General features: G+C 66.4%; 15 protein-coding genes. 5 read left to right on the top strand and 10 right to left on the bottom strand.

What is annotated here, in order from left to right; all coding sequences use genetic code 11:
• Nucleotides 1-49: 49 nt before the first annotated feature.
• The 4 genes from DXK94_RS00730 to DXK94_RS00715 form a co-directional block, all read right to left on the bottom strand.
• A complete protein-coding gene (locus tag DXK94_RS00730; protein ID WP_079596032.1) occupies nt 50-430 on the bottom strand; it encodes a GntR family transcriptional regulator in 381 nt (126 codons plus the stop codon).
• Nucleotides 427-2,145 (bottom strand): ABC transporter ATP-binding protein, encoded by a 1,719-nt coding sequence (locus DXK94_RS00725; RefSeq protein WP_181884708.1) that lies wholly within the window; start codon nt 2,143-2,145, stop codon nt 427-429. Before DXK94_RS00725 ends, DXK94_RS00730 begins: the two co-directional genes overlap by 4 nt.
• 86 nt (nt 2,146-2,231) lie before the next feature.
• Nucleotides 2,232-3,986, bottom strand: a complete 1,755-nt coding sequence (locus DXK94_RS00720) for an ABC transporter ATP-binding protein (RefSeq protein WP_115523508.1) — start codon at nt 3,984-3,986, stop codon at nt 2,232-2,234.
• A 159-nt stretch (nt 3,987-4,145) separates the two neighbouring features.
• Complete coding sequence (locus DXK94_RS00715; protein WP_115523401.1) at nt 4,146-4,925, bottom strand: trans-aconitate 2-methyltransferase; 780 nt, start codon at nt 4,923-4,925, stop codon at nt 4,146-4,148.
• Nucleotides 4,926-5,021: 96 nt separating this feature from the next.
• Here DXK94_RS00715 and DXK94_RS00710 point away from each other — a divergent pair, with 96 nt between their 5' ends.
• From DXK94_RS00710 to DXK94_RS00700, 3 genes are all read left to right on the top strand, one after another.
• Complete coding sequence (locus tag DXK94_RS00710) at nt 5,022-7,565, top strand: RNA helicase (RefSeq protein ID WP_115523400.1); 2,544 nt, start codon at nt 5,022-5,024, stop codon at nt 7,563-7,565.
• Nucleotides 7,566-7,617: 52 nt separating this feature from the next.
• Entirely contained in the window at nt 7,618-8,118 is a 501-nt protein-coding gene (locus DXK94_RS00705) for a GNAT family N-acetyltransferase (RefSeq protein ID WP_115523399.1), read from the top strand.
• A gap of 103 nt (nt 8,119-8,221) precedes the next feature.
• Nucleotides 8,222-9,493: an alpha/beta fold hydrolase gene (locus DXK94_RS00700; protein WP_115523507.1), complete on the top strand. Its 1,272-nt coding sequence runs from the start codon at nt 8,222-8,224 to the stop codon at nt 9,491-9,493.
• Here the strand turns inward: DXK94_RS00700 and DXK94_RS00695 are convergent.
• From DXK94_RS00695 to coaE, 4 genes are all read right to left on the bottom strand, one after another.
• Complete coding sequence (locus DXK94_RS00695; protein ID WP_115523398.1) at nt 9,479-10,843, bottom strand: MFS transporter; 1,365 nt, start codon at nt 10,841-10,843, stop codon at nt 9,479-9,481. The genes DXK94_RS00700 and DXK94_RS00695 overlap by 15 nt on opposite strands.
• 107 nt (nt 10,844-10,950) lie before the next feature.
• Nucleotides 10,951-11,979: a TerC family protein gene (locus tag DXK94_RS00690; protein ID WP_079596025.1), complete on the bottom strand. Its 1,029-nt coding sequence runs from the start codon at nt 11,977-11,979 to the stop codon at nt 10,951-10,953.
• 260 nt (nt 11,980-12,239) lie between these two features.
• Nucleotides 12,240-14,339, bottom strand: coding sequence for an excinuclease ABC subunit UvrB (gene uvrB / locus DXK94_RS00685; RefSeq protein WP_115523397.1), 2,100 nt, complete (start codon nt 14,337-14,339; stop codon nt 12,240-12,242).
• Nucleotides 14,340-14,419: 80 nt separating this feature from the next.
• Complete coding sequence (coaE, locus tag DXK94_RS00680) at nt 14,420-15,634, bottom strand: dephospho-CoA kinase (RefSeq protein ID WP_115523396.1); 1,215 nt, start codon at nt 15,632-15,634, stop codon at nt 14,420-14,422.
• A 75-nt stretch (nt 15,635-15,709) separates the two neighbouring features.
• Here coaE and DXK94_RS00675 point away from each other — a divergent pair, with 75 nt between their 5' ends.
• Entirely contained in the window at nt 15,710-16,399 is a 690-nt protein-coding gene (locus DXK94_RS00675) for a YigZ family protein (protein WP_115523395.1), read from the top strand.
• Entirely contained in the window at nt 16,383-16,886 is a 504-nt protein-coding gene (locus DXK94_RS00670) for a GNAT family N-acetyltransferase (protein ID WP_115523394.1), read from the top strand. Before DXK94_RS00675 ends, DXK94_RS00670 begins: the two co-directional genes overlap by 17 nt.
• A 111-nt stretch (nt 16,887-16,997) precedes the next feature.
• Here DXK94_RS00670 and rpsA read toward each other — a convergent pair whose 3' ends face one another.
• Nucleotides 16,998-18,473, bottom strand: coding sequence for a 30S ribosomal protein S1 (gene rpsA / locus DXK94_RS00665; protein WP_079596020.1), 1,476 nt, complete (start codon nt 18,471-18,473; stop codon nt 16,998-17,000).
• A 210-nt stretch (nt 18,474-18,683) separates the two neighbouring features.
• The gene (locus tag DXK94_RS00660; protein WP_115523393.1) at nt 18,684-19,982 is read right to left on the bottom strand and encodes a GNAT family N-acetyltransferase; all 1,299 of its coding nucleotides are present in this window, start codon (nt 19,980-19,982) and stop codon (nt 18,684-18,686) included.
• Nucleotides 19,983-20,011 lie beyond the last annotated feature (29 nt).

Raw genomic sequence — 20,011 nt, 5'->3', positions numbered from 1 at the left:
CCCATAATGCTAATCGAAAACTTCTTCGAACATCCACGCGGCGGCGCGCTCAGCCGGCGTCGTAGGCTGCTGCGAGCAGCTTCACCGCTTCCGCGAACGTGGCGCCCTGCGACTTTGCGGCGTCGGCGTAGGCCGCGGCAGCTGCGGAGAGCCCGCTGAGGCGTTCGTCACGTGCACACACCACGGTCCCGTTCCTCCCCCGCGTGGCAACAATGCCGGCCGCTTCCAGTTCCTTATAGGCCCGGGCGACAGTGTGCGGCGCCACGTCCAGGCGCTCCGCAAGGCCCCTGACGGCGGGAAGCCGGGTGCCCGGGGGCAGCGCGCCGCTGTCCGCCAGGTGGATGATCCTGAGCCGCAGCTGTTCAAACAGGGCCACGGTGCTGCCGGCGTTGGGTTTCCAGTCCCCCGGGAAGTCGGGAGTGGTTTTCACAGTCCCGCCTCAAGGGCCCCGGTACGCCTGGGACTGGCGGAGAACTGGGCGTTGTAGAGCCGCGCATAGTAGCTGTTTGCCGCCAGGAGGCTCTGGTGGGTGCCCTGCTCAACGATGCGTCCGTGGTCCATGACCAAGATTAGATCAGCGTTCCGCACCGTGGACAAACGGTGGGCAATCACGAAGCTCGTCCTGCCATGGCGCAGCCGCCGCATTGCCTGCCGGATCAGCAGTTCGGTCCTGGAGTCCACCGAACTTGTCGCCTCGTCCAGGATCAGGACCGGCCGCCCTGCCAGTTCGGCCCGGGCAATGGTGATGAGCTGGCGCTGGCCCTGGCTGAGGGGTTCGCCGCCGTTCTCCAGCACGGTGTCGTACCCGCCGGGGAGGGAACGGACGAAGCGGTCCACGTAGCTGGCCTCTGCCGCGGCCAGGATCCCGGCCTCGGTGGCACCGGGCAGCCCGTAGGCGATGTTCTCCCTGATGGTGCCGGCGAAGAGCCACGCATCCTGGAGCACCACCCCGAACTGCCCCCGCAGGCGGTCTGTGGAGATGGTGGCAGTATCAATGCCTCCCAGGGTGATTCGGCCCGAACCCGGTTCGCAGAAGCGCAACAGGAGATTCACCACAGTGGTTTTTCCGGCTCCGGTGTGGCCGACGATGGCCGCCGTTTGTCCCGGTTCGGCGGTGAACGAGAGGTTGCGCACGGCCGGCGGCGAGCCGGGGTAGCCGAAGGTCACGTCCTCGAAGACGATGGTTCCATCCGCGGGAACGGGCGTATCGCCGCCCCTTTGCGCGGGGTCCTCCTCCGCATCCAGCAGGGCGAACACGCGGGCCGCGGACGCAGCGCATGACTGGATGAGGTTGAGCAGGCCGCCAATCTGCCCGACGGGCTGGCTGAAGAGCCTGCTGAACTGGATAAACGCCTGGATGCCGCCGATGGTCATCGCTCCCGCAATGACCTGCAGGGCGCCGACAACTGCAACGGCGATGTAATTCAGGTTGGCCATCAGCACCATCAGGGGCTGGACCACCCCGGCCGAGTACTGGGCTTTGGTGGCCGCGCGCGCCAGCCGCCGGTTGCTTTGGGCGAAAATGTCGGCGGCCCGGGACTGCTGCCCGAAGGCCTTGATGACTTCGTGGCCGGTGATGAACTCCTCAACGTGTGCGTTGAGCTCCCCGGTTTCCTTCCACTGCCGTTCAAAGTGCGCCTGTGACCGGCGCGCAACGAGAACGGTGATGCAGGTGGAGAGCGGCACGCTGGCGAGGGCTATGGCCGCCAGCATGGGCGAGATCCACAACATCATGGCCAGCGATCCGCACAGCATCAGCACGGACATGATCAGTTGCGTGAGGAGCTGGTTCATGGCCTGTGAGATGTTGTCGATGTCGTTGGTTGCCCGGCTCAGGACATCGCCCCGGGACCGCTCGCTGAAATATGTGGACGGCAGGCGGTGCAGCTTGTCCTCCACCGCAGCCCGCAGCCCGTACATCAGCCCCTGCACGGAGCGGGCCGTCAGCGCGCCCTGGATCCAGTTGAAGAGGGACGCGAAGACGTACATCACCGCCACAGTGGACAGCAGGATGACCAGGCGTTCCTGGTCGGTGGTGCCCAGGAAGATGCCGTTCACGACGACGTCGGTGGCGTCGCCGAGATACTTCGGAGCTGCCACGTTGAGGCCCGCGAAAGCGCAGGTGGCTGCCACTGCGCCGAGCATGAGGTGCCGGAACGGGCGCAGCAGCCCAAGCAGCCTGCCCGATGTGCGCCAGAACCCGTCCGAGGATGTCCCGACGGCGGCCGTCGTCACAGCGGTCCGTCCAGTGCCAGCTGCGATTCGGCGATCTCGCGGTACGTGCGGGATGTTTCCAGCAGCCCGTGGTGGGTCCCCTGCGCCACGATGCGCCCGCCGTCGAGCACCAGGATCAGGTGTGCGCCCTCCACAGCCGAAACACGCTCTGCCACAACAATCACCGTGGCTGACGCAAGTTCCGCGTCCAACGCCTGCCGCAGCCTGGTGTCCGTGTCGTAGTCCAGCGCGGAAAAGCTGTCATCAAAGAGATAAAGGGGCGCTGTGCGCAGCAGGGCACGCGCCATGCACAGGCGCTGCCGCTGCCCTCCGGACAGCGTGGTTCCGCCCTGGCCCACAGGCGTCGCCAGCCCCAAGGGCAGGTCGCGCATGAAGCGCATGGTCTGCGCCTTCTCCAGGACTGCCCAGAGTTCCTCGTCCGATGCGTCGGGGGCAGCCATGCGGAGGTTGTCGGCAATAGTGCCCGAAAACAGATGGGAGTGCTGGGGGACGATGGACATGGCCCCGCGAAGCGTGTCCAGCGGCAGCTCCTTGATGTTCACGCCATCCAGCCGGATCTCCCCCTCGGTGGAATCAAGGAAACGCGGGATCAGGTTCAGGAGCGTTGATTTTCCACTGCCCGTGGATCCCACGATGGCAGTGGTGGTGCCCGGCATGGCCGTAAAGCTGATTCCGGAGAGGACCGGTGCTTCTGCCCCTGGGTAGGAAAATCCGACCCCCCTGAACTCAAGGGTTCCCGGCTGCGCGGACGCGGCCGGCCAGCCGGCCGGAGCGGCGTGAAGGGTATGCGCAGGGGGGCCCGCAGACTCACGTACCGAGGGTTCGGTGTCCAGGACGGCGGTGATCCGCTCCGCGCACGCGGCAGCGCGGGGTGCCGTCATCAGGACGTACATGGCCATCATGATGGCCAGCAGGATCTGCATGATGTAGCTGATGAAGGCCGTGAGCGCACCAATGTTCATCTGGCCCGACTGGATGCGCTGGCCGCCGAACCACACAACTGCCACCGACGACAGGTTCACCACCAGCATGATCAGCGGCAGCATGGCCGCCACCAGCAGAGCTGACTGCAGATTGTTGGCAGTAAGGCTGCTGTTCGCACGCGCGAAGCGCCCAATCTCATGCTCCTGGCGCACAAAGGAACGGATCACCCCGGCACCGATAATTTGCTCACGCAGGATGCCGCCCGCCTTGTCCAGCAGGTCCTGCCCTTGACGGTAGAGCGGGACCAGGCGCCGGACGATCAGGGACATGATCAGCAGGAGCAACGGCACAACGACGATGACCACTGCGGACAGCCCCACGTCCTGCTGCAGGGCGAGGACAATGCCGCCCAGCCCCATCGCGGGCCCGGCGATCAGCATGGTGAACACCAGCACCGCGAATGCCTGGATCTGCTGGGTGTCGTTGGTTGCCCGCGTGGCCAGGCTCTGCGCCCCGAAGCGTGCCACCTCCTGGGAGGACAGCGACTGGATGCTCGAAAAAATCTCCGCCCGGAGCCGGCGCCCCATCCCCATGGCCGTTACAGCCCCAAGGTAGCCGGCCCCGATGGCCGCACCGGCCTGGACCGCAGCGATGCCCGCCATCAGGACCCCGAGGCGGGAAATCACCCCGGTGTTGCCGGCCACAATGCCGTCGTCGATGATCGCGGCGTTCACGGTGGGCAGCAGGAGGTTCGCGGCGGCCTGGACCAGCTGCAGGAGCACGATGGCGGCGAGGTGCCATCCATGACCCTTGAGGAGCCGCCCCATCAATCCGATCAGCAACGCACCTCCCGTAAGGTCAGGAAAGCCGACAACGATGGTCGCCTCCCCCAATTGGCCACGTTCGTCATTGTAGGCCAGATCACATTCAGCCGCCGTCAACAACATGACCAGTCCAGTAGAGATCATCCAGCGACTGGACGCCGGTCACTCGTTCTTGCGGCCTACCGCGAAGATCCTGCGGAAAGGATAGATTGTGCCGTGCCTGCCCTGCGGATATGCCCCGCGCAGGGACGCAGCATACTCGGCTTCAAACTGGGCCCCGTCCTCCGGTGAGAGCACATTCAGCACGGGACGCAACGCGGTACCCCGGACCCACTCCAGGACAGGGTCCGGGCCTGGCAGCACCTGCTGATAGGTGGTTTCCCAGGCGTCTGCCGAGCACCCGGCGTCGAGCATGATGTCCAGGTAATCCGCCGGCTCCCCCACCGATTCGCCGCCGCGCAGCACCCCGCCGAGTTTTGGTGACCACCGCTCCGAGGCGGCGACGTCCCGCATCAGCGCATGGGACGGCGCGTTAAAGTTCCCCGGTACCTGCAGCGCGAACCAGGCGCCGGGGCGCAGTGCGGCCAGCCATGACCGCATCAACTCCTGGTGCCCGGGCACCCATTGAAGGGCCGCGTTGCTGACCACCACATCCGTCCCTGCCGGGGGCGTCCAATGGGTGATATCCGCCTGCTCAAAATGCAGCGACGGATGCCGTGCAGCGTGGTCCGCCGCCTTGGCCAGCATGTCCGCCGAGGCGTCCAGGCCCACCACTTCCGCGTCCGGCCAGCGTTCGGCGAGCGTTGCGGTGAGGTTCCCCGGGCCGCAGCCCAGGTCAACCACCCGGGCCGGCCTGTCGGCGTGGACCCTTCCGGTGAGGTCGAAAAACGGCCGGTCCCGGTGATCGCCGAACTGAACGTATTTGGCCGGATCCCATTCCATAGGCTTCTCCACTGTCTGGTGCTGTCGCTGCTACCGCGAAGCCTAGCCCGGCCGGGACGGATTTCCCGGCGCGCCCTGGCACTAAGCTGGAAATCGATGAAACTCGTTGACCAGCTGACCCATCTGCCCGCCGGGAACCTCCAGGCCGCCATCGATCCCGATGACCTGTACACCCGTTTCGTCGAGTGGACGGAAAGCCGTGGCCTGGCGCTGTATCCGGCCCAGGACGAAGCCATCATGGAACTGGCCACCGGGGCCAACGTCATCCTGGCCACCCCTACCGGATCCGGCAAATCCCTGGTGGCCATCGCCGCGCATTTCCAGGCCATGGCGCAGGGCAGGCGCAGCTACTACACGGCGCCCATCAAGGCGCTGGTGTCAGAGAAGTTCTTTGCCCTGTGCGAGATCTTCGGCGCGGAGAACGTGGGAATGATCACCGGGGACTCCGGGGTCAACCAGGACGCGCCGATCATCTGCTGCACGGCTGAAATCCTGGCCAACACTGCTTTGCGCGAGGGGGCCGCAGCCGAGCTGGGCGCAGTCATCATGGACGAGTTCCACTTCTACTCGGACCCGCAGCGCGGCTGGGCCTGGCAAGTGCCGCTGCTGGAACTCCCGCAGGCCCAGTTCCTGCTGATGTCCGCGACGCTGGGCGACGTGGCGAGGTTCGAAAAGGGACTGACCGATCTGACCGGCCGCCCCACCACCACCGTGAGCTCGGCCGAACGGCCCATTCCGCTGCATTACTACTACCACGAGACCCCGGTCCACGAGACGCTGGAGGAGCTGCTCGCCACCAAGCAGGTCCCTGTCTATGTGGTGCACTTCAGCCAGATTGAGGCAATCGACCGGGCCCAGAACCTGATGAGCATCAATGTCTGCACCCGCGAGGAGAAGGACAAAATTGCCGAACTGATCGCGAACTTCCGGTTCGCCGCCGGCTTTGGCAAGACCCTCAACCGGCTGGTGCGCCACGGCATCGGCGTGCACCACGCGGGCATGCTGCCCAAGTACCGGCGGCTGGTGGAGCAGCTGGCCCAGGCGGGGCTGCTCAAAGTCATCTGCGGCACGGACACCCTCGGCGTGGGCATCAACGTCCCCATCCGCACAGTGCTGCTCACCGCCCTCAGCAAGTACGACGGCGTCCGCACCCGGCTGCTGAACTCGCGTGAGTTCCACCAAATTGCAGGCCGTGCCGGACGCGCGGGTTACGACACCGCCGGAACGGTGGTGGTCCAGGCCCCCGAGCACGTCACCGAAAACGTCAAAGCGATGGCCAAGGCCGTTGCCAAGTTCGGCGACGACCAGAAAAAGCTGCGCCAAGTGGTTAAGAAGAAGCCGCCGGAAGGTTTTGTGTCCTGGGGTGAGCCAACGTTCAAGCGGCTGGTCGAGTCGGTGCCGGATCCGCTGAGTTCAAGCTTCACGGTGACGCACGCCATGCTCATGAACCTGATGGAGCGGCCCGGGGATCCTTTTGCCGCCGCCCGCCGGCTGCTGACGGAAAACCACGAGCCGCGGTCCTCCCAGCTGCGGCTGATGAAGAAGGCGCTGGGCATCTACCGGGAGCTGCTCGCTGCCGAAGTGGTGGAGCGGATACCCGAAGAGCAGCAGGGAGCGGACGGGCGCACGGTCCGGCTCACCGTGCACCTGCAGCCGAACTTCGCGCTCAACCAGCCGCTTTCCCCCTTCGCACTTGCCGCACTGGAGCTCCTTGACCCGGAGTCGCCGTCGTACGCCCTGGACGTGGTGTCCGTGATCGAGGCGACGCTGGAGAAGCCGCGCCAAATCCTTTCCGCCCAGCAGAAGAAGGCCCGCGGCGAAGCGGTGGCCGCCATGAAGGCGGACGGCATCGAGTACGACCAGCGGATGGCGATGCTGGACGAGGTCACGTACCCGCAGCCCCTCGCCGAGATCCTCGGTGAGGCATTCGAGGTATACCGGAAGGCTGCCCCGTGGGTGGGCGACTTTGAGCTGGCGCCCAAGTCAGTGGTGCGGGACATGTTCGAGCGTGCCATGAACTTCGGCGAGTTCGTGCAGTTCTATGGTCTGGCCCGTTCGGAGGGCATCGTGCTGCGGTACCTCGCGGACGCGTTCAAGGCGCTCCGGCAAACGGTTCCCCAGGACATGCTCCGGGATGACCTCGAAGACCTGATCGCCTGGCTGGGCGAACTGGTGCGCCAGGTTGACTCCAGCCTCCTGGACGAATGGGAGGAACTGGCCTCCGGTGCCGCTCCCACCCCGCACGACGCGCCGCCGCCTCCCCCGCCGTCGCTTACCTCGAACATCCGGGCCTTCCGGGTGATGGTCCGCAACGAGATGTTCCGCCGCGTGGAACTGTTCGCGGACGAGGACGCTGCGGCTCTCGGCGAGCTGGACGGCGCCTCCGGCTGGGACCGGGACCGGTGGGAAAACGTTCTCGACGACTACTTCGATGAGCATGACGACATCGGAACCGGCCCGGACGCCCGCGGCCCAAACCTGCTGATCATTACCGAGGAACCCGGAGTGTTGAAGGTACGGCAGATCTTCGATGATCCCGCAGGAAACCATGACTGGGGCATTTCCGCGGAGGTGGACCTTGCAGCGTCGGATGAGACCGGAACTGCGGTGGTGCGGGTGACCGACGTCAACCGGCTCTGACGCTGCCGCGGCCCTGCGGCAGCGGCGACAACCACGGCGGTAAGCTCGAACAATGAGCTTAATCCGCCCCGCAACAGAGCAAGACGTGCCCGCGATCCTGAGGATGATCCACGAACTGGCGCACTACGAGAAAGAACCGGACGCCGTCCGCAACACCCCGGAAATGCTGCGGCAGGTCCTCTTTGGGGAGAACCCGCGCGTCTTCGCCGCCATGGCTGAAAACGAAGCCGGCGACGTTCAGGGCTTCGCGCTGTGGTTCCTCAACTACTCCACGTGGGAGGGTGTGCACGGCATCTACCTGGAAGACCTGTACGTAAGCCCGGAGGCCCGCGGCGAAGGCCACGGCAAGGCCCTCCTGCAGCACCTCGCCGGGATTGCGGTGGAGAACGGCTATGCCCGGGTGGAATGGAGTGTCCTTGACTGGAACGGGCCGTCCATCAACTTCTACCGCAGCCTCGGCGCCAGGCCGATGGAGGGGTGGTCCACCTTCCGCCTGACCGGAGATGCCCTGGAACGGTTCGGCAGCGCTGTCCCCGCCGCAGCCAATGGCTGACGTACGGCAGCCGGCCGCCGTCAAGGCCCTCACGCGCCTGTTCCGGCCCGGGCAGGGAGCGACGGCGGGCCACGAGGTCAGGGCACGGCATACGTTCCGCGGCATGCGCACAGTGGAGCACTACTTCACCGTGCCTTTGGACCACACGGCGTCCGCTGCCACTCCCGAGACCATCACCGTCTTCGCCCGCGAGTATGTATCGGCGGCGCACAGCGAGGAGGAAGCGCAAAACCTTCCCTGGCTGCTGTTCCTGCAGGGCGGACCGGGCGGCCGCGGCAACAGGTTCGGTTCCCTGGGCGGCTGGAGCAAGGCCGCGGCGAAGGACTTCCGTATCCTGATGCTTGACCAGCGGGGAACCGGGCTGTCCACACCGGTAGACCGGAACACCCTGCCGCTGCGCGGGTCAGCCGCAGAGCAGGCCGCATACCTGGAACACTTCCGGGCTGATTCGATCGTGGCCGACGCCGAGCTGATCCGGAAAACGCTGGGCTCACCGCCCTGGAGCATCTACGGCCAGAGTTACGGCGGCTTCTGCGCGCTGACCTATCTGTCCTTCGCCCCGGAGGGACTGCGGGAAGTGCTCATCACCGGCGGCCTGGCGCCGCTGACGGGGCCGGCCGATGACGTCTACCGGGCCACGTTCCAGCGCGTGGCGGCGCGGAATGCAGAGTACTTCAGCTGGTACCCCGAGGACCGCACCATGGTGGAACGGATTGCCCGCCACCTGCGCAGCACGCCGGAGTTCCTGCCCGACGGCGGACCGCTCACCGTGGAGCGCTTCCAAATGGCGGGGGTGTTCCTGGGCGGCAACACACGGGTGGACAGCCTGCACTACCTGCTGGAGGACGCCTTCACGGAGACCTCGGCGGGCCCCCGGCTCTCGGACCCCTTCCTGGAACAGATGCAGGGCATCGTCTCGCGGCGTTCCAACCCGCTGTACGCCCTGATGCACGAATCCATCTACGGCCAGGGCCAGGCGACGGACTGGTCCGCCTGGCGGGTGCTGGACGAGTACCCGGAGTTCCGGCCGGACGTAGAACCGCTGTTGCTGACCGGCGAAATGGTCTACCCCTGGTACTTCGACCAGGACCCTGCGCTGCGGCCCCTCCGCGAGGTGGCCGGGCTGCTGGCCGCGAAGCAGGACTGGACGCCGCTCTATGACGTCCGTCAGCTCGCCGCAAACCGGGTTCCGGTGGCGGCGGCCGTCTACTCGGACGATATCTACGTGGACCGGAAGCTGTCCCTTGAAACGGCTGCTGCCGTCCGCGGGCTCCAGGTCTGGGAAACGGGCGACTTCCATCACGATGGCATCGCCGACGACGGTGAAGGGATCTTTGCCCGGCTGCTGGGGATGGCCAGGTCAGGCCGCCGCTGACGCCCGCCGCCGGGTAACGAGGGTCAGGAAGGCTGCCGCCAGGACGCAGGCGCCCACCACGCCACCGAGCATGTTGAGCCCCAGGTAACCGGTCCAGCTCAGGACCAGGCCGGAGACGGCCCCGCCCACAGCCCCGGCTGCCCCCATCAGCATGTCGGACACGCCCTGCACCACAACTTTGGCATCCTGCCCGACGCTCTCTGCCAGCAGGGTGGACCCGGAGACGGTGGCGGCCGACCAGCCCATGCCCAGCAGCACCAGGCCGACGGCCACCGCTGTGGTGGAGCCCTGGCCGAAGCCCGCCACGATGACGGCTGCAATCAGCAGGGCGAAGCCAATCATGATGGTCTCCGTCCTCCCCGCCTTGTCCGTCAGCCAGCCCATGACCGGTGACAGGGCGAACATGCCGGCGATGTGCAGCGAGATGGTGAAGCCGATGATCACCAGCACGTCGCCGGAGGCGGTATGCCCGGCGTGCGATGCGCCGGGGCCTTCCACCAGGTGCTGCAGGTGCAGGGGCGTCATGGACATGACACCTACCATGACGGCATGGGCCGCGACGACGGCTGCCACGGCCAGGAGCGCCATCCGTGAGGCGCGGATGGCGCGCATGCCACGGGCCAGGGATCCGGGCGGCCTGCTGCCCTGGTTGGCCGCGGCGGCGACGCTCCCTGCCTGGGGCACTCCGGGTGCAGCCGGGCCTTCAGCCCGTGCGGCCAGTTCACGGGAGAGGAGGAGCGGGTCCGGCCGGAGTCCGACCCAAACGAGGACGGTTGCCACCAACAGTCCGGCGCCGGAGATAACGAACGGTCCGGCGACCGGCGGCAGCCCCAGGGCCGCGCCCACCACCGTGCCGGGCTGGATCAGGTTGGGGCCGGCGACGGCTCCGACAGTGACGGCCCAGACGACGGTTGACAGTGCCCGGCCGCGGTGCTCGCCGTCTGCAAGGTCGACGGCGGCAAAACGCGCCTGCAGGCTTGCGGCGGTCCCCACTCCAATGCCGGCCGCACCCAGCACCAGCAGGCCGAAGATTCCGGTCACGACGGCCAGGACCATCAGCACGGTGCCCGCCAAGGCCGCGGACAAGCCCGCCAGCTGGCCCATCCGGCGGCCCCTGCGCTCGGCCAGTGAGGCCAGCGGCAGCGCCGCCAGGGCGGCGCCGAGGGTCATGACTGTTGCCACTGCACCGGCCCACGCGCTGGAGCCCGAGAGCTCAACGGCGAGGATGGAGCCGATGGAAACCGTGGCGCCCGTGCCAATTCCACCGAAGACCTGGGCCGCGGCCAGCAGAGCCACGGTACGCCGCTGGACCCGTCGCACGTCCTGTTCGCTCATCACTGTGGGGGCCATGGACAGAGCATAGTCCTCGGCGCCGGGCTTCCACAGGGGCAAATTTAAGCAACAATCCCGGCCGCTGGGAGCGGCCGGGATTGTGGTCAAGCAGGGGCGGTCAGCGGTTAGTCGACGTCGCTGTGGCTCCGGCGTACGTCTTCTTCGAGGCGCGGATCCAGGTGGGTTTCCTTCGCTTTGGAGCTGAGCAGGCTGGCAACCACCGCGATGATGATGGTGCCGACAATCACGGCCAGTGAGACGAACGTGGGGATCTCCGGGGCCCACTCGATGTGCTGGCCGCCGTTGATGAACGGCAGTTCGTTCACGTGCATGGCGTGCAGGACCAGCTTGACGCCGATGAACGCGAGGATGAAGGACAGTGCGTGCTTCAGGTAGATCAGGCGGTTCATCAGGCCGCCCAGCAGGAAGTACAGCTGTCGCAGGCCCATGAGGGCGAACAGGTTGGCGGTGAACACGATGAACGGGCTCTGGGTGAGTCCGAAGATGGCGGGGATGGAGTCCACGGCGAACAGCAGGTCGGTGAGGCCGATGGTGATGAACACGATCAGCATCGGGGTGAAGACCTTCTTGCCGTTCACGGTGGTGCGCAGCTTGCCGCCGTCGAACTTCTCCGACATGGGAATGACCTTGCGGATCTTCGCGATGAGCGGGTTTTCCCGGTCTTCTTCGTCTTCGCCTTCGTCCTGGGCCTGCTTCCAGGCGGTCCACAGCAGGAACGCTCCGAAGATGTAGAACACCCAGCTGAACTGCTCGATGACGATGGCGCCGAGCAGGATGAAGATGCCGCGCAGGATCAGGGCGATGATGATGCCCACCATCAGCACTTCCTGCTGGTATTTCCGGGGTACGGAGAACCTGGCCATGATGATGATGAAGACAAACAGGTTGTCGATGCTGAGGCTGTATTCCGTGACCCAGCCGGCGACAAACTGACCGCCGTATTCAGGCCCGGTGAAGGCGAACATGGCGCCGGCAAACACGAGCGCGAGCGAGACGTAGAACGCCACCCACAGTCCGGCTTCCTTCATGGAGGGTTCGTGGGGACGGCGGACCACAAGCAGGAGGTCGATCAGGAGGATCAGGCCGAGGACGACAAAAGAGCCGACCTCGAACCACACGGGCAATTCGAGCACAGGGTAGCCTTTCGCAGGGTACAGAGATGCGGTGTAAGTCTCTCCGGCCTGCCTGCGCACTTGGTGCTGATGCGGCGGCCCGCTACGCCCGGCGGAGCAACTATGCCCTGCGTGTTGACGATCGTAGCGCTTGGGATACTCCCCTACGTGACGTTAACTGTACCTTAGCCTGCAGTGTTGCCACTGCCGGGCCGCCCCATGCCGCGCCGGATGTCTGCCGGAGCGTGTCCAGGAGTTGCCCCGTGGTGCCCAGTAGGTGCTCAGGCGTGGCCTGCCGCCTGCATCTGGCGCAGTTCCTTTTTGAGTTCGCTGACCTCGTCGCGGATGCGGGCGGCCACTTCAAACTGCAGCTCGGCGGCTGCGCCGTGCATCTGCTCGGTGAGCTGTTCGATGAGGCCCACCAGGTCCTCGGCGGGGGCGGCGGCGAGGCCGTCGGCGCGGACCTGGGCGGCGCCCTTGGCCCCGGACTTGGTCCGCTTGGCTCCCTTGGCCAGGCGGTTGTTGTTGAGCAGCTCCTGGGTGTCGGCGTCTTCCCGTGCCAGCTGGTCGGTGATGTCGGCGATCTTCTTCCGCAGCGGCTGCGGGTCCACGCCGTGCTCTTTGTTGTAGGCCACCTGAATGGCGCGGCGCCGGTTGGTCTCGTCAATGGCGTGGGCCATGGAATCCGTGATGCGGTCCGCGTACATGTGCACCTGGCCGGAGACGTTGCGGGCGGCACGGCCGATGGTCTGGATCAGGGACGTGGAAGAACGCAGGAAGCCTTCCTTGTCCGCATCCAGGATGCTCACCAGGGACACCTCGGGAAGGTCGAGGCCTTCCCGGAGGAGGTTGATGCCCACCAGGACGTCGAAACTGCCCAGCCGGAGTTCCCGCAGCAGTTCCACGCGCCGCAGCGTGTCCACGTCCGAGTGCAGGTACTCCACCTTGATGCCGTGGCCCAGCAGGTAGTCCGTGAGGTCCTCGGCCATGCGCTTGGTCAGCGTGGTGACCAGGACGCGCTCGTCCTTCTCCACCCGGGTCCGGATCTCGCCCAGGAGGTCGTCGATCTGGCCCTTGGTGGGTTTGACGATGACTTCCGGGTCCACCAGGCCGGTGGGTCGGATGATCTGCTGGACGAAGCCGTCCGCCTTGCCGAGCTCGTATCTGCCGGGCGTCGCGGAAAGGTAGACGGTCTGGCCGATGCGTTCCAGGAACTCGTCCCATTTGAGCGGCCGGTTGTCCATGGCGGACGGGAGCCGGAAGCCGTGGTCCACCAGGGTCCGCTTCCGGGACATGTCGCCTTCGTACATGGCGCCGATCTGCGGAATGGTCACGTGGGATTCGTCCACCACCAGCAGGAAGTCGTCTGGGAAGTAGTCGATGAGGCAGTGCGGGGCGGTGCCGCCGGCCCGGCCGTCGATGTGGCGGGAGTAGTTTTCGATGCCGTTGCAGAAGCCCATCTGCTGCATCATTTCGAGGTCGTAGGTGGTGCGCATCCGCAGCCGCTGCGCCTCCACCAGCTTGTTCTGCCCCTCCAGGGCGGCAAGCCGCGCGGCGAGTTCATCCTCGATGGATTTGATGGCGCGGGTCATCCGCTCCGGCCCGGCAACGTAGTGGGATGCGGGGAAGACGTACATCTCCGTCTCCTCGCGGAGGACCTCGCCGGTGACGGGGTGCAGGGTGTAGATGTTCTCCACCTCGTCGCCGAAGAACTCGATGCGGAGCGCCAGTTCCTCGTACATGGGGATGATTTCGACCGTATCGCCGCGCACACGGAAGGTGCCCCGGTGGAAGTCCATGTCATTGCGGGCGTACTGCATGGAGACGAATTTCCGCAGCAGCACGTCCCGGTTCATCTCCTGGCCCTTGCGGAGGGTGACCATGCCGGCGATGTACTCTTCGGGGGTGCCCAGGCCGTAGATGCAGGACACCGTAGCCACCACCACAACGTCGCGGCGGGTCAGCAACGCGTTGGTGGCGGAGTGGCGCAGCCGTTCCACTTCCTCGTTGATGGAGGAGTCCTTCTCGATGAAGGTGTCCGTCTGCGGCACGTAGGCTTCGGGCTGGTAGTAGTCGTAGTAGGACACGAAGTACTCCACCGCGTTGTTGGGCAGGAGCTCCCGGAACTCGTTGGCCAGCTGCGCCGCGAGGGTCTTGTTCTGCACCATCACCAGGGTGGGGCGCTGGACCTGCTCGATGAGCCACGCGGTGGTGGCACTCTTACCGGTACCCGTGGCACCCAGGAGCACCACGTCCTTCTCACCGTTCTTGATGCGCTCCGTCAGCTCGGCGATGGCGGCCGGCTGGTCTCCCGCGGGCTTGAATTCGCTGATGACCTCGAAGGGCGCTACAACACGGTTGATCTCCTGCGCAAGGCTCATGGATCTAATCTACAACCGGGCACCGACACTGGCGGGGCGAGTCCGTTACGGGCGAACAGGCGCTGGTCCGCTGGGCGGCTTCAGGACGCGGACGACGGCGGCTCCCACCGCGTGCGTTCGGCCCAGGCGCACATTCCCGGCCACGCAACATCCGTAAACCACGGTTCCTTGGCCTCCGCATACGCCCTGGTGCTCCCCGAACCGGCAAAGCGCCCGGCGAGATCCTCCTTGTGCGCTGCGTAGAGCCGGAGCGCGGCCGGGTCGTCCCGCAGCCAGTCCCGGAACATCAGGGCGAAACGCCATCCGGGCGAGCCGGCAACACGGACGTGAAGGTTGACCGGACGGCCGGGGTCGGCGTTGGCGTGGAAGCGTTTCTGCCACAGCCGGGGGTCCGGCTCCGCGGGTTTGGGTGTATCGGATCCGGCGCCGGGAACCAGGGGGAAGCCGGCTTCCGCCAGCAGCGGCGCAGCATTGTCGGCGTCGTCCAGGCTGGATACCGCAATCTGCAGGTCAATAACGTCCTTCGCGGCGAGCCCGGGGACGGAGGTGGACCCAATGTGGTCCACCTTCAGGAAGCGCCCGGGGGCCACGGTCATGAGCCGCGCCATGATCCTCGCCGCCTGCTGTGCCCATTCCTCCCGGTACGGGACCAGGACAGGCCCGACGGTCCTCGCCGCGCGGGTCCCTGCGGCGAGGTTGTGGGCGAACGGCGCCAGCCGCCCGTCCCACAGCCCGTCCACCTGCTTGGTCAGCTGTTCTAGCGTGCCGGAGTTGTCGAGGACCACGTCCGCCGCAGCCAGCCGTTCTTCCCGCGATGCCTGGGCTGCCATCCGCGAACGGGCAGCTTCTGCCGTCATGCCGCGGTGTTCCAGCATCCGCTGCACGCGGACATCGTCGGGTGCATCCACCACCAGCACGAGGTGGAAGGCGCTCCCCTGGCCCGTTTCCACGAGCAGCGGTATGTCCTGGACCACCACGGCATCGCTGGCGGCGTCATCCACGATAGCTGCGGCACGCGAGCGGACCAGCGGGTGGACGATCCCATTGAGGACGGCGAGCCGTTCGGCATTTCCGAACACCACCTCGCCCAGGCGGGCACGGTCCAGCCGTCCGCCCTCGTCGAGCATCTCCGCACCGAACTCCGCCACGATGCGCCGCAGCCCCTCCGTACCGGGCTCCACCACCTCCCGGGCCAAGGCATCAGCGTCCACCAGCACCGCGCCACGCTCCTTGAGCCGCGTGGCCACCACTGACTTTCCGGACGCGATTCCGCCCGTCAACCCGATCTTCAGCACCCTCCCACCCTATCCCTCGCCACCACCGCCCTATCCTGGGTGGCGTGGGCCCCGCACCTCGCTAGACTTGGGCGGATGCAGGAGCAAGACAGCAGGACCACCGCCTACACCACCCTTGCTGCCGGCCCCGATGTCCGCCACGAACTCGAGATCAAGCGCTCCCGGTTCATCACCGTCCTGCGGCGCGCCGGGACGGAAGACGACGCGCGGGACCTCGTGGCGTCCCTCCGCCGCGAGTTCCACGACGCCCGGCACCACTGCTCCGCCTTCATCATCGGACCGGACCGGGATGTGCAGCGTTCCAGTGACGACGGCGAGCCGTCCGGCACGGCGGGCATACCCATGCTCGAAGCCCTCGCCAAAAGGGAGACAATGCCCGGGGTGGCCGACCTCAGCGACGTCAGTGCCGTCGTCGTCCGCTATTTCGGCGGGGTGCTGCTCGGGGCGGGCGGCCTGGTCCGCGCCTACTCCGAATCCGTCTCATCGGCCCTTGCCGCGGTTTCCATGGTGCGCCGCAGCCGGCTGCGGATCTGCTCCACGGCAGTGCCGCCCGCTTCGGCAGGCCGGCTGGAAAACGATCTGCGCGCGGCGGGCTTTGTCATGGGCGATACGAGCTACGGCGGCCGGGACACCGTGCTGCGCGTGGCCCTGCCGGACGAGCCAGCCTCCGTCGAGGCTGCAGCCGAACGCCTGCGGTCCCTGACTGCCGGCACTGCCATGCTCACCCCCGAAGGGACGGAGTGGGTTGATGTCCCGCTCCCCTGACGTTTCGCTGGTGGACGTGGACGACGCCGTCATGGAAGCGCTCCTGGCCCTGGCGAAGCGCGACGCGTCCCCGGATGAGGTTGCACCACCGCTGGGCGGGCCGGGCTGGAACCCGGAACGCACCGCCTGGTTCCGCAGCTACCACCGCGCGGCAGCGGACGGCCTGGACGGGGAAGCCGCTGAGAAGACGTGGGGCGTTGTGTCCGGCGGCACCCTCGCCGGGTCTGTACGGCTCCGCAGGATCGACGACGGCGGCTGCGGCACTGCGGCCGAAACGGGCATCTGGCTCGGCAGGAGTTTCCGGTCCCAGGGGATCGGAAGTGCCGCGCTGCGGCTGGTCCTTGACGAGGCGCGCCACGCCGGCCTGGCGCGGGTGGTTGCGCGCACCCTGGCCGGCAACCTGGGCGCGCAACGCCTCCTGGCCGGGCTTGGCTGCGACCTGACGCACGACGACGACGGGACGGTGGGCGCCGTCGTCGAACTTTAAGGAACGCCTGCCGCCGGAGCACGCCGCACGGCCGGCTTAAGCGCAACAGGCCCCCTGCTTCCGCAGGGGGCCTGTTGCGTTGACGCCGGGAGACCCCGGCGCCGGTGGCAATTAGTTGCCGGTCAGCTTCTCGCGCAGGGCGGCAAGAGCCTCATCCGAAGCCAGGGTGCCGGCGCCGGTGTCGGCGGCAGCAGGCTCGGAGGAGTAGCTGGTGGCGCCGGAGTCGCCGTCACCGGACGTTGCAGCAGCAGCGTCGTCGGCAGCGTGCTGGGCAACCTGCTTCTTGTGGGCTTCCCAACGGGTCTGGGCGTCAGCGTACTGCTGCTCCCAGGCGGCGCGCTGGTTCTCGTAGCCTTCAAGCCACTCGTTGGACTCGGGATCGAAGCCCTCGGGGTACTTGTAGTTGCCCTCTTCGTCGTACTCTGCGGCCATGCCGTACAGAGCGGGATCGAATTCGGTGCTGTCGGCGTCGACGCCCTCGTTGGCCTGCTTGAGGGACAGCGAGATGCGGCGGCGCTCCAGGTCGATGTCGATGACCTTGACGAACAGTTCGTCGCCAACGGAGACAACCTGCTCGGCCAGCTCCACGTGGCGGACAGCCAGCTCGGAGATGTGCACGAGGCCTTCGATGCCGTCTTCGACGCGGACGAACGCACCGAACGGAACCAGCTTGGTGACCTTACCCGGAACAACCTGGCCGAGGGCGTGGGTGCGGGCGAAGGTCTGCCACGGATCTTCCTGCGTAGCCTTGAGCGACAGGGAGACGCGCTCGCGGTCCAGGTCCACCTCGAGAACCTCGACGGTGACTTCCTGGCCAACCTCGACAACCTCGGACGGGTGGTCGATGTGCTTCCAGGACAGCTCGGAAACGTGAACCAGGCCGTCTACGCCGCCCAGGTCCACGAATGCACCGAAGTTGACGATGGAGGAAACGACGCCGGGACGGACCTGGCCCTTTTCCAGCTTGTTGAGGAACGTGGAGCGGACCTCGGACTGGGTCTGCTCGAGCCATGCACGGCGGGACAGCACAACGTTGTTGCGGTTCTTGTCCAGCTCGATGATCTTGGCTTCGATCTGCTGACCGATGTACGGAGCAAGGTCGCGCACACGGCGCATCTCGACGAGGGATGCGGGCAGGAAGCCGCGCAGGCCGATGTCGAGGATAAGACCACCCTTGACAACCTCGATGACGGTACCGGTGACAACACCGTCTTCTTCCTTGACCTTCTCGATGTCGCCCCAGGCACGCTCGTACTGAGCACGCTTCTTGGAGAGGATCAGACGGCCTTCTTTGTCTTCCTTGGTGAGCACCAGGGCTTCGACCTGATCGCCAACGGAGACAACGTCTCCGGGATCAACGTCGTGCTTGATGGACAGCTCGCGGGAGGGGATGACACCTTCGGTCTTGTAACCGATGTCGAGCAGGACTTCATCGCGGTCGACCTTGACGACGGTACCTTCGACGAGGTCTCCGTCGTTGAAGTACTTGATGGTGGCGTCGACAGCTGCGAGGAAGTCCTCAGCGGTACCGATGTCGTTGATCGCGACTACGGGGGTACCGGGCTTCTCGGTGGAGGTGATGGTCATGTAGTAGGGGCTCCGTTGTGGATAGTTAGTCGGTCAGGCAAACCGGCGCGCCCGCGTTATGGAACGCAGGCGCGATTCGCGGTGAATCCGACGGATCCTCCGGGTCATCCTGATTTTGTGGGTTGTAGAAAACGTGCACGTGGTACACGCCCGTTTATTCTAGTCGCAGGCTGCAACAAGGGTCAAAGCGGCGCCATTGACACATCCCTGTCAGAAGTGCGTCATGCAGTGCGTGGCACGCTCCACGGCGAACATTTGCCGGGCTTTGAGCGCGGCCCCGTCCGTGTTTTCCCGGATCTTTCCTGCTGCCGTCAGCGTGACGGGACAGACGCCGCCCAGGTAGATCGAGGACAGCGCGGAAACGTCAAGCGCCAGGTCTGCGGCGGAGCCGTCGGGCAGGCGTTCGACGGCGGCCTGGCCGCCGTTGACTGCCAGCGCGTAGGTTCCCGCGGTGAGGCCCAGCGGGTCACCGAGGTCCAGGACGAGCTTCCCATCAGCCGGGTAGTGCCGGGCTGCCAGGGCTTTGGGAGCGTCAAGGATCCGGAGCCAGAGCATGTCCCTGCTGTCCGAGGATTCGATGCAGCGCGGATCGGTGAGGGCCCAGGCCAGGGGGTCGTCCAGCGGGGCCACACCCCAAGAGACGCACTCCACGAGGTCGATGGCCGCCAGGTACTGCCACAGCTCGAGGTAGGCGTCATTGGTGGCTGCCAGCAGGTCCACGACCTCTACCGTGTACGGCTTGGTGTCCCAGCCCAGGAACTTGTACGAGACGTAGCCGTCAACGTCACCGCCAGGGCCGTAGTGGAGGGCCACTTTGACGGCGGGATCCTCCTTGCCTTCGTGGCCCATTGACCCGGAGGCAAGTTGGCGGTACCACTCCTGCCGGCCGATGGATCCGGGAGTCAGCCTGTGCACGCGGTCAAAGACCGCGGGCGCCAGGCCCAGCAGGGCTTTGGGGTCGGCAACCTCCACGCTGCCCGTGGCTTGGTGCTGGAGGCTGAACCGGGAGGTGGTGTCCACCTTAACGGCCCTTTCGAAGCTGGCCACTCCGTAGCCGAAGCGCCCGTAGATGGTCCCTTCGGAGGCGGTGAGCGCTGCCATGGCGATGCCGTCCTCCCGGGCAAGCCGCAAATCCTCGCCCATCATGCGGCGGAGCAGGCCACGGCGGCGGTGCGAGGTCCGCACCGTCACCGAGGTGACCAGCTGGGTGTCCAGGGTCCGGCCGAACCCGATGTTGAGGGTCTTGCGGAACGTCGCGAAGGTGGCCACGGGCACTTCCGCGGGCATCGACGACGGCGCTACAGTTCCGGTCTGGTACGCCCCGGTGAGGACACGTCCGTCAGCCTCGTAGGTGGCCAGGGCCTTCGCCACATGCTCGGGCGTCCGGGTGGACTCGTGGAACCCGAAGGACACGGCGCGGCTCCAGGTGTCCGCTTCGGTGTAGCCGTCCTGTCCTTTGGATACCGCGCCGAAGCGCCGGATTTCATAGTTTCCGCTCAGATCAGCCATTTGTCCGAGCCTAGTCAATGATTCCGGCG

This window comes from Arthrobacter sp. RT-1 (genome assembly GCF_003367205.1).
GTDB lineage: Bacteria > Actinomycetota > Actinomycetes > Actinomycetales > Micrococcaceae > Arthrobacter.
Note: the sequence above shows the minus strand (reverse complement) of the source record. Positions and strands in the feature narration are given on the sequence as shown.

What these genes read in the sequence shown, in the direction of transcription:
- DXK94_RS00725 (WP_181884708.1), bottom strand. Translation starts at nt 2,145, where the DNA reads ATGCTCGGCGCAGTGGCAGCCACCTGCGCTTTCGCGGGCCTCAACGTG.
- DXK94_RS00720 (WP_115523508.1), bottom strand. Translation starts at nt 3,986, where the DNA reads ATGGGGCGGCTCCTCAAGGGTCATGGATGGCACCTCGCCGCCATCGTG.
- DXK94_RS00715 (WP_115523401.1), bottom strand. Translation starts at nt 4,925, where the DNA reads ATGGAATGGGATCCGGCCAAATACGTTCAGTTCGGCGATCACCGGGAC.
- DXK94_RS00710 (WP_115523400.1), top strand. Translation starts at nt 5,022, where the DNA reads ATGAAACTCGTTGACCAGCTGACCCATCTGCCCGCCGGGAACCTCCAG.
- DXK94_RS00705 (WP_115523399.1), top strand. Translation starts at nt 7,618, where the DNA reads ATGAGCTTAATCCGCCCCGCAACAGAGCAAGACGTGCCCGCGATCCTG.
- DXK94_RS00700 (WP_115523507.1), top strand. Translation starts at nt 8,222, where the DNA reads ATGCGCACAGTGGAGCACTACTTCACCGTGCCTTTGGACCACACGGCG.
- DXK94_RS00695 (WP_115523398.1), bottom strand. Translation starts at nt 10,843, where the DNA reads ATGGCCCCCACAGTGATGAGCGAACAGGACGTGCGACGGGTCCAGCGG.
- uvrB (WP_115523397.1), bottom strand. Translation starts at nt 14,339, where the DNA reads ATGAGCCTTGCGCAGGAGATCAACCGTGTTGTAGCGCCCTTCGAGGTC.
- DXK94_RS00675 (WP_115523395.1), top strand. Translation starts at nt 15,710, where the DNA reads ATGCAGGAGCAAGACAGCAGGACCACCGCCTACACCACCCTTGCTGCC.
- DXK94_RS00670 (WP_115523394.1), top strand. Translation starts at nt 16,383, where the DNA reads ATGTCCCGCTCCCCTGACGTTTCGCTGGTGGACGTGGACGACGCCGTC.
- rpsA (WP_079596020.1), bottom strand. Translation starts at nt 18,473, where the DNA reads ATGACCATCACCTCCACCGAGAAGCCCGGTACCCCCGTAGTCGCGATC.
- DXK94_RS00660 (WP_115523393.1), bottom strand. Translation starts at nt 19,982, where the DNA reads ATGGCTGATCTGAGCGGAAACTATGAAATCCGGCGCTTCGGCGCGGTA.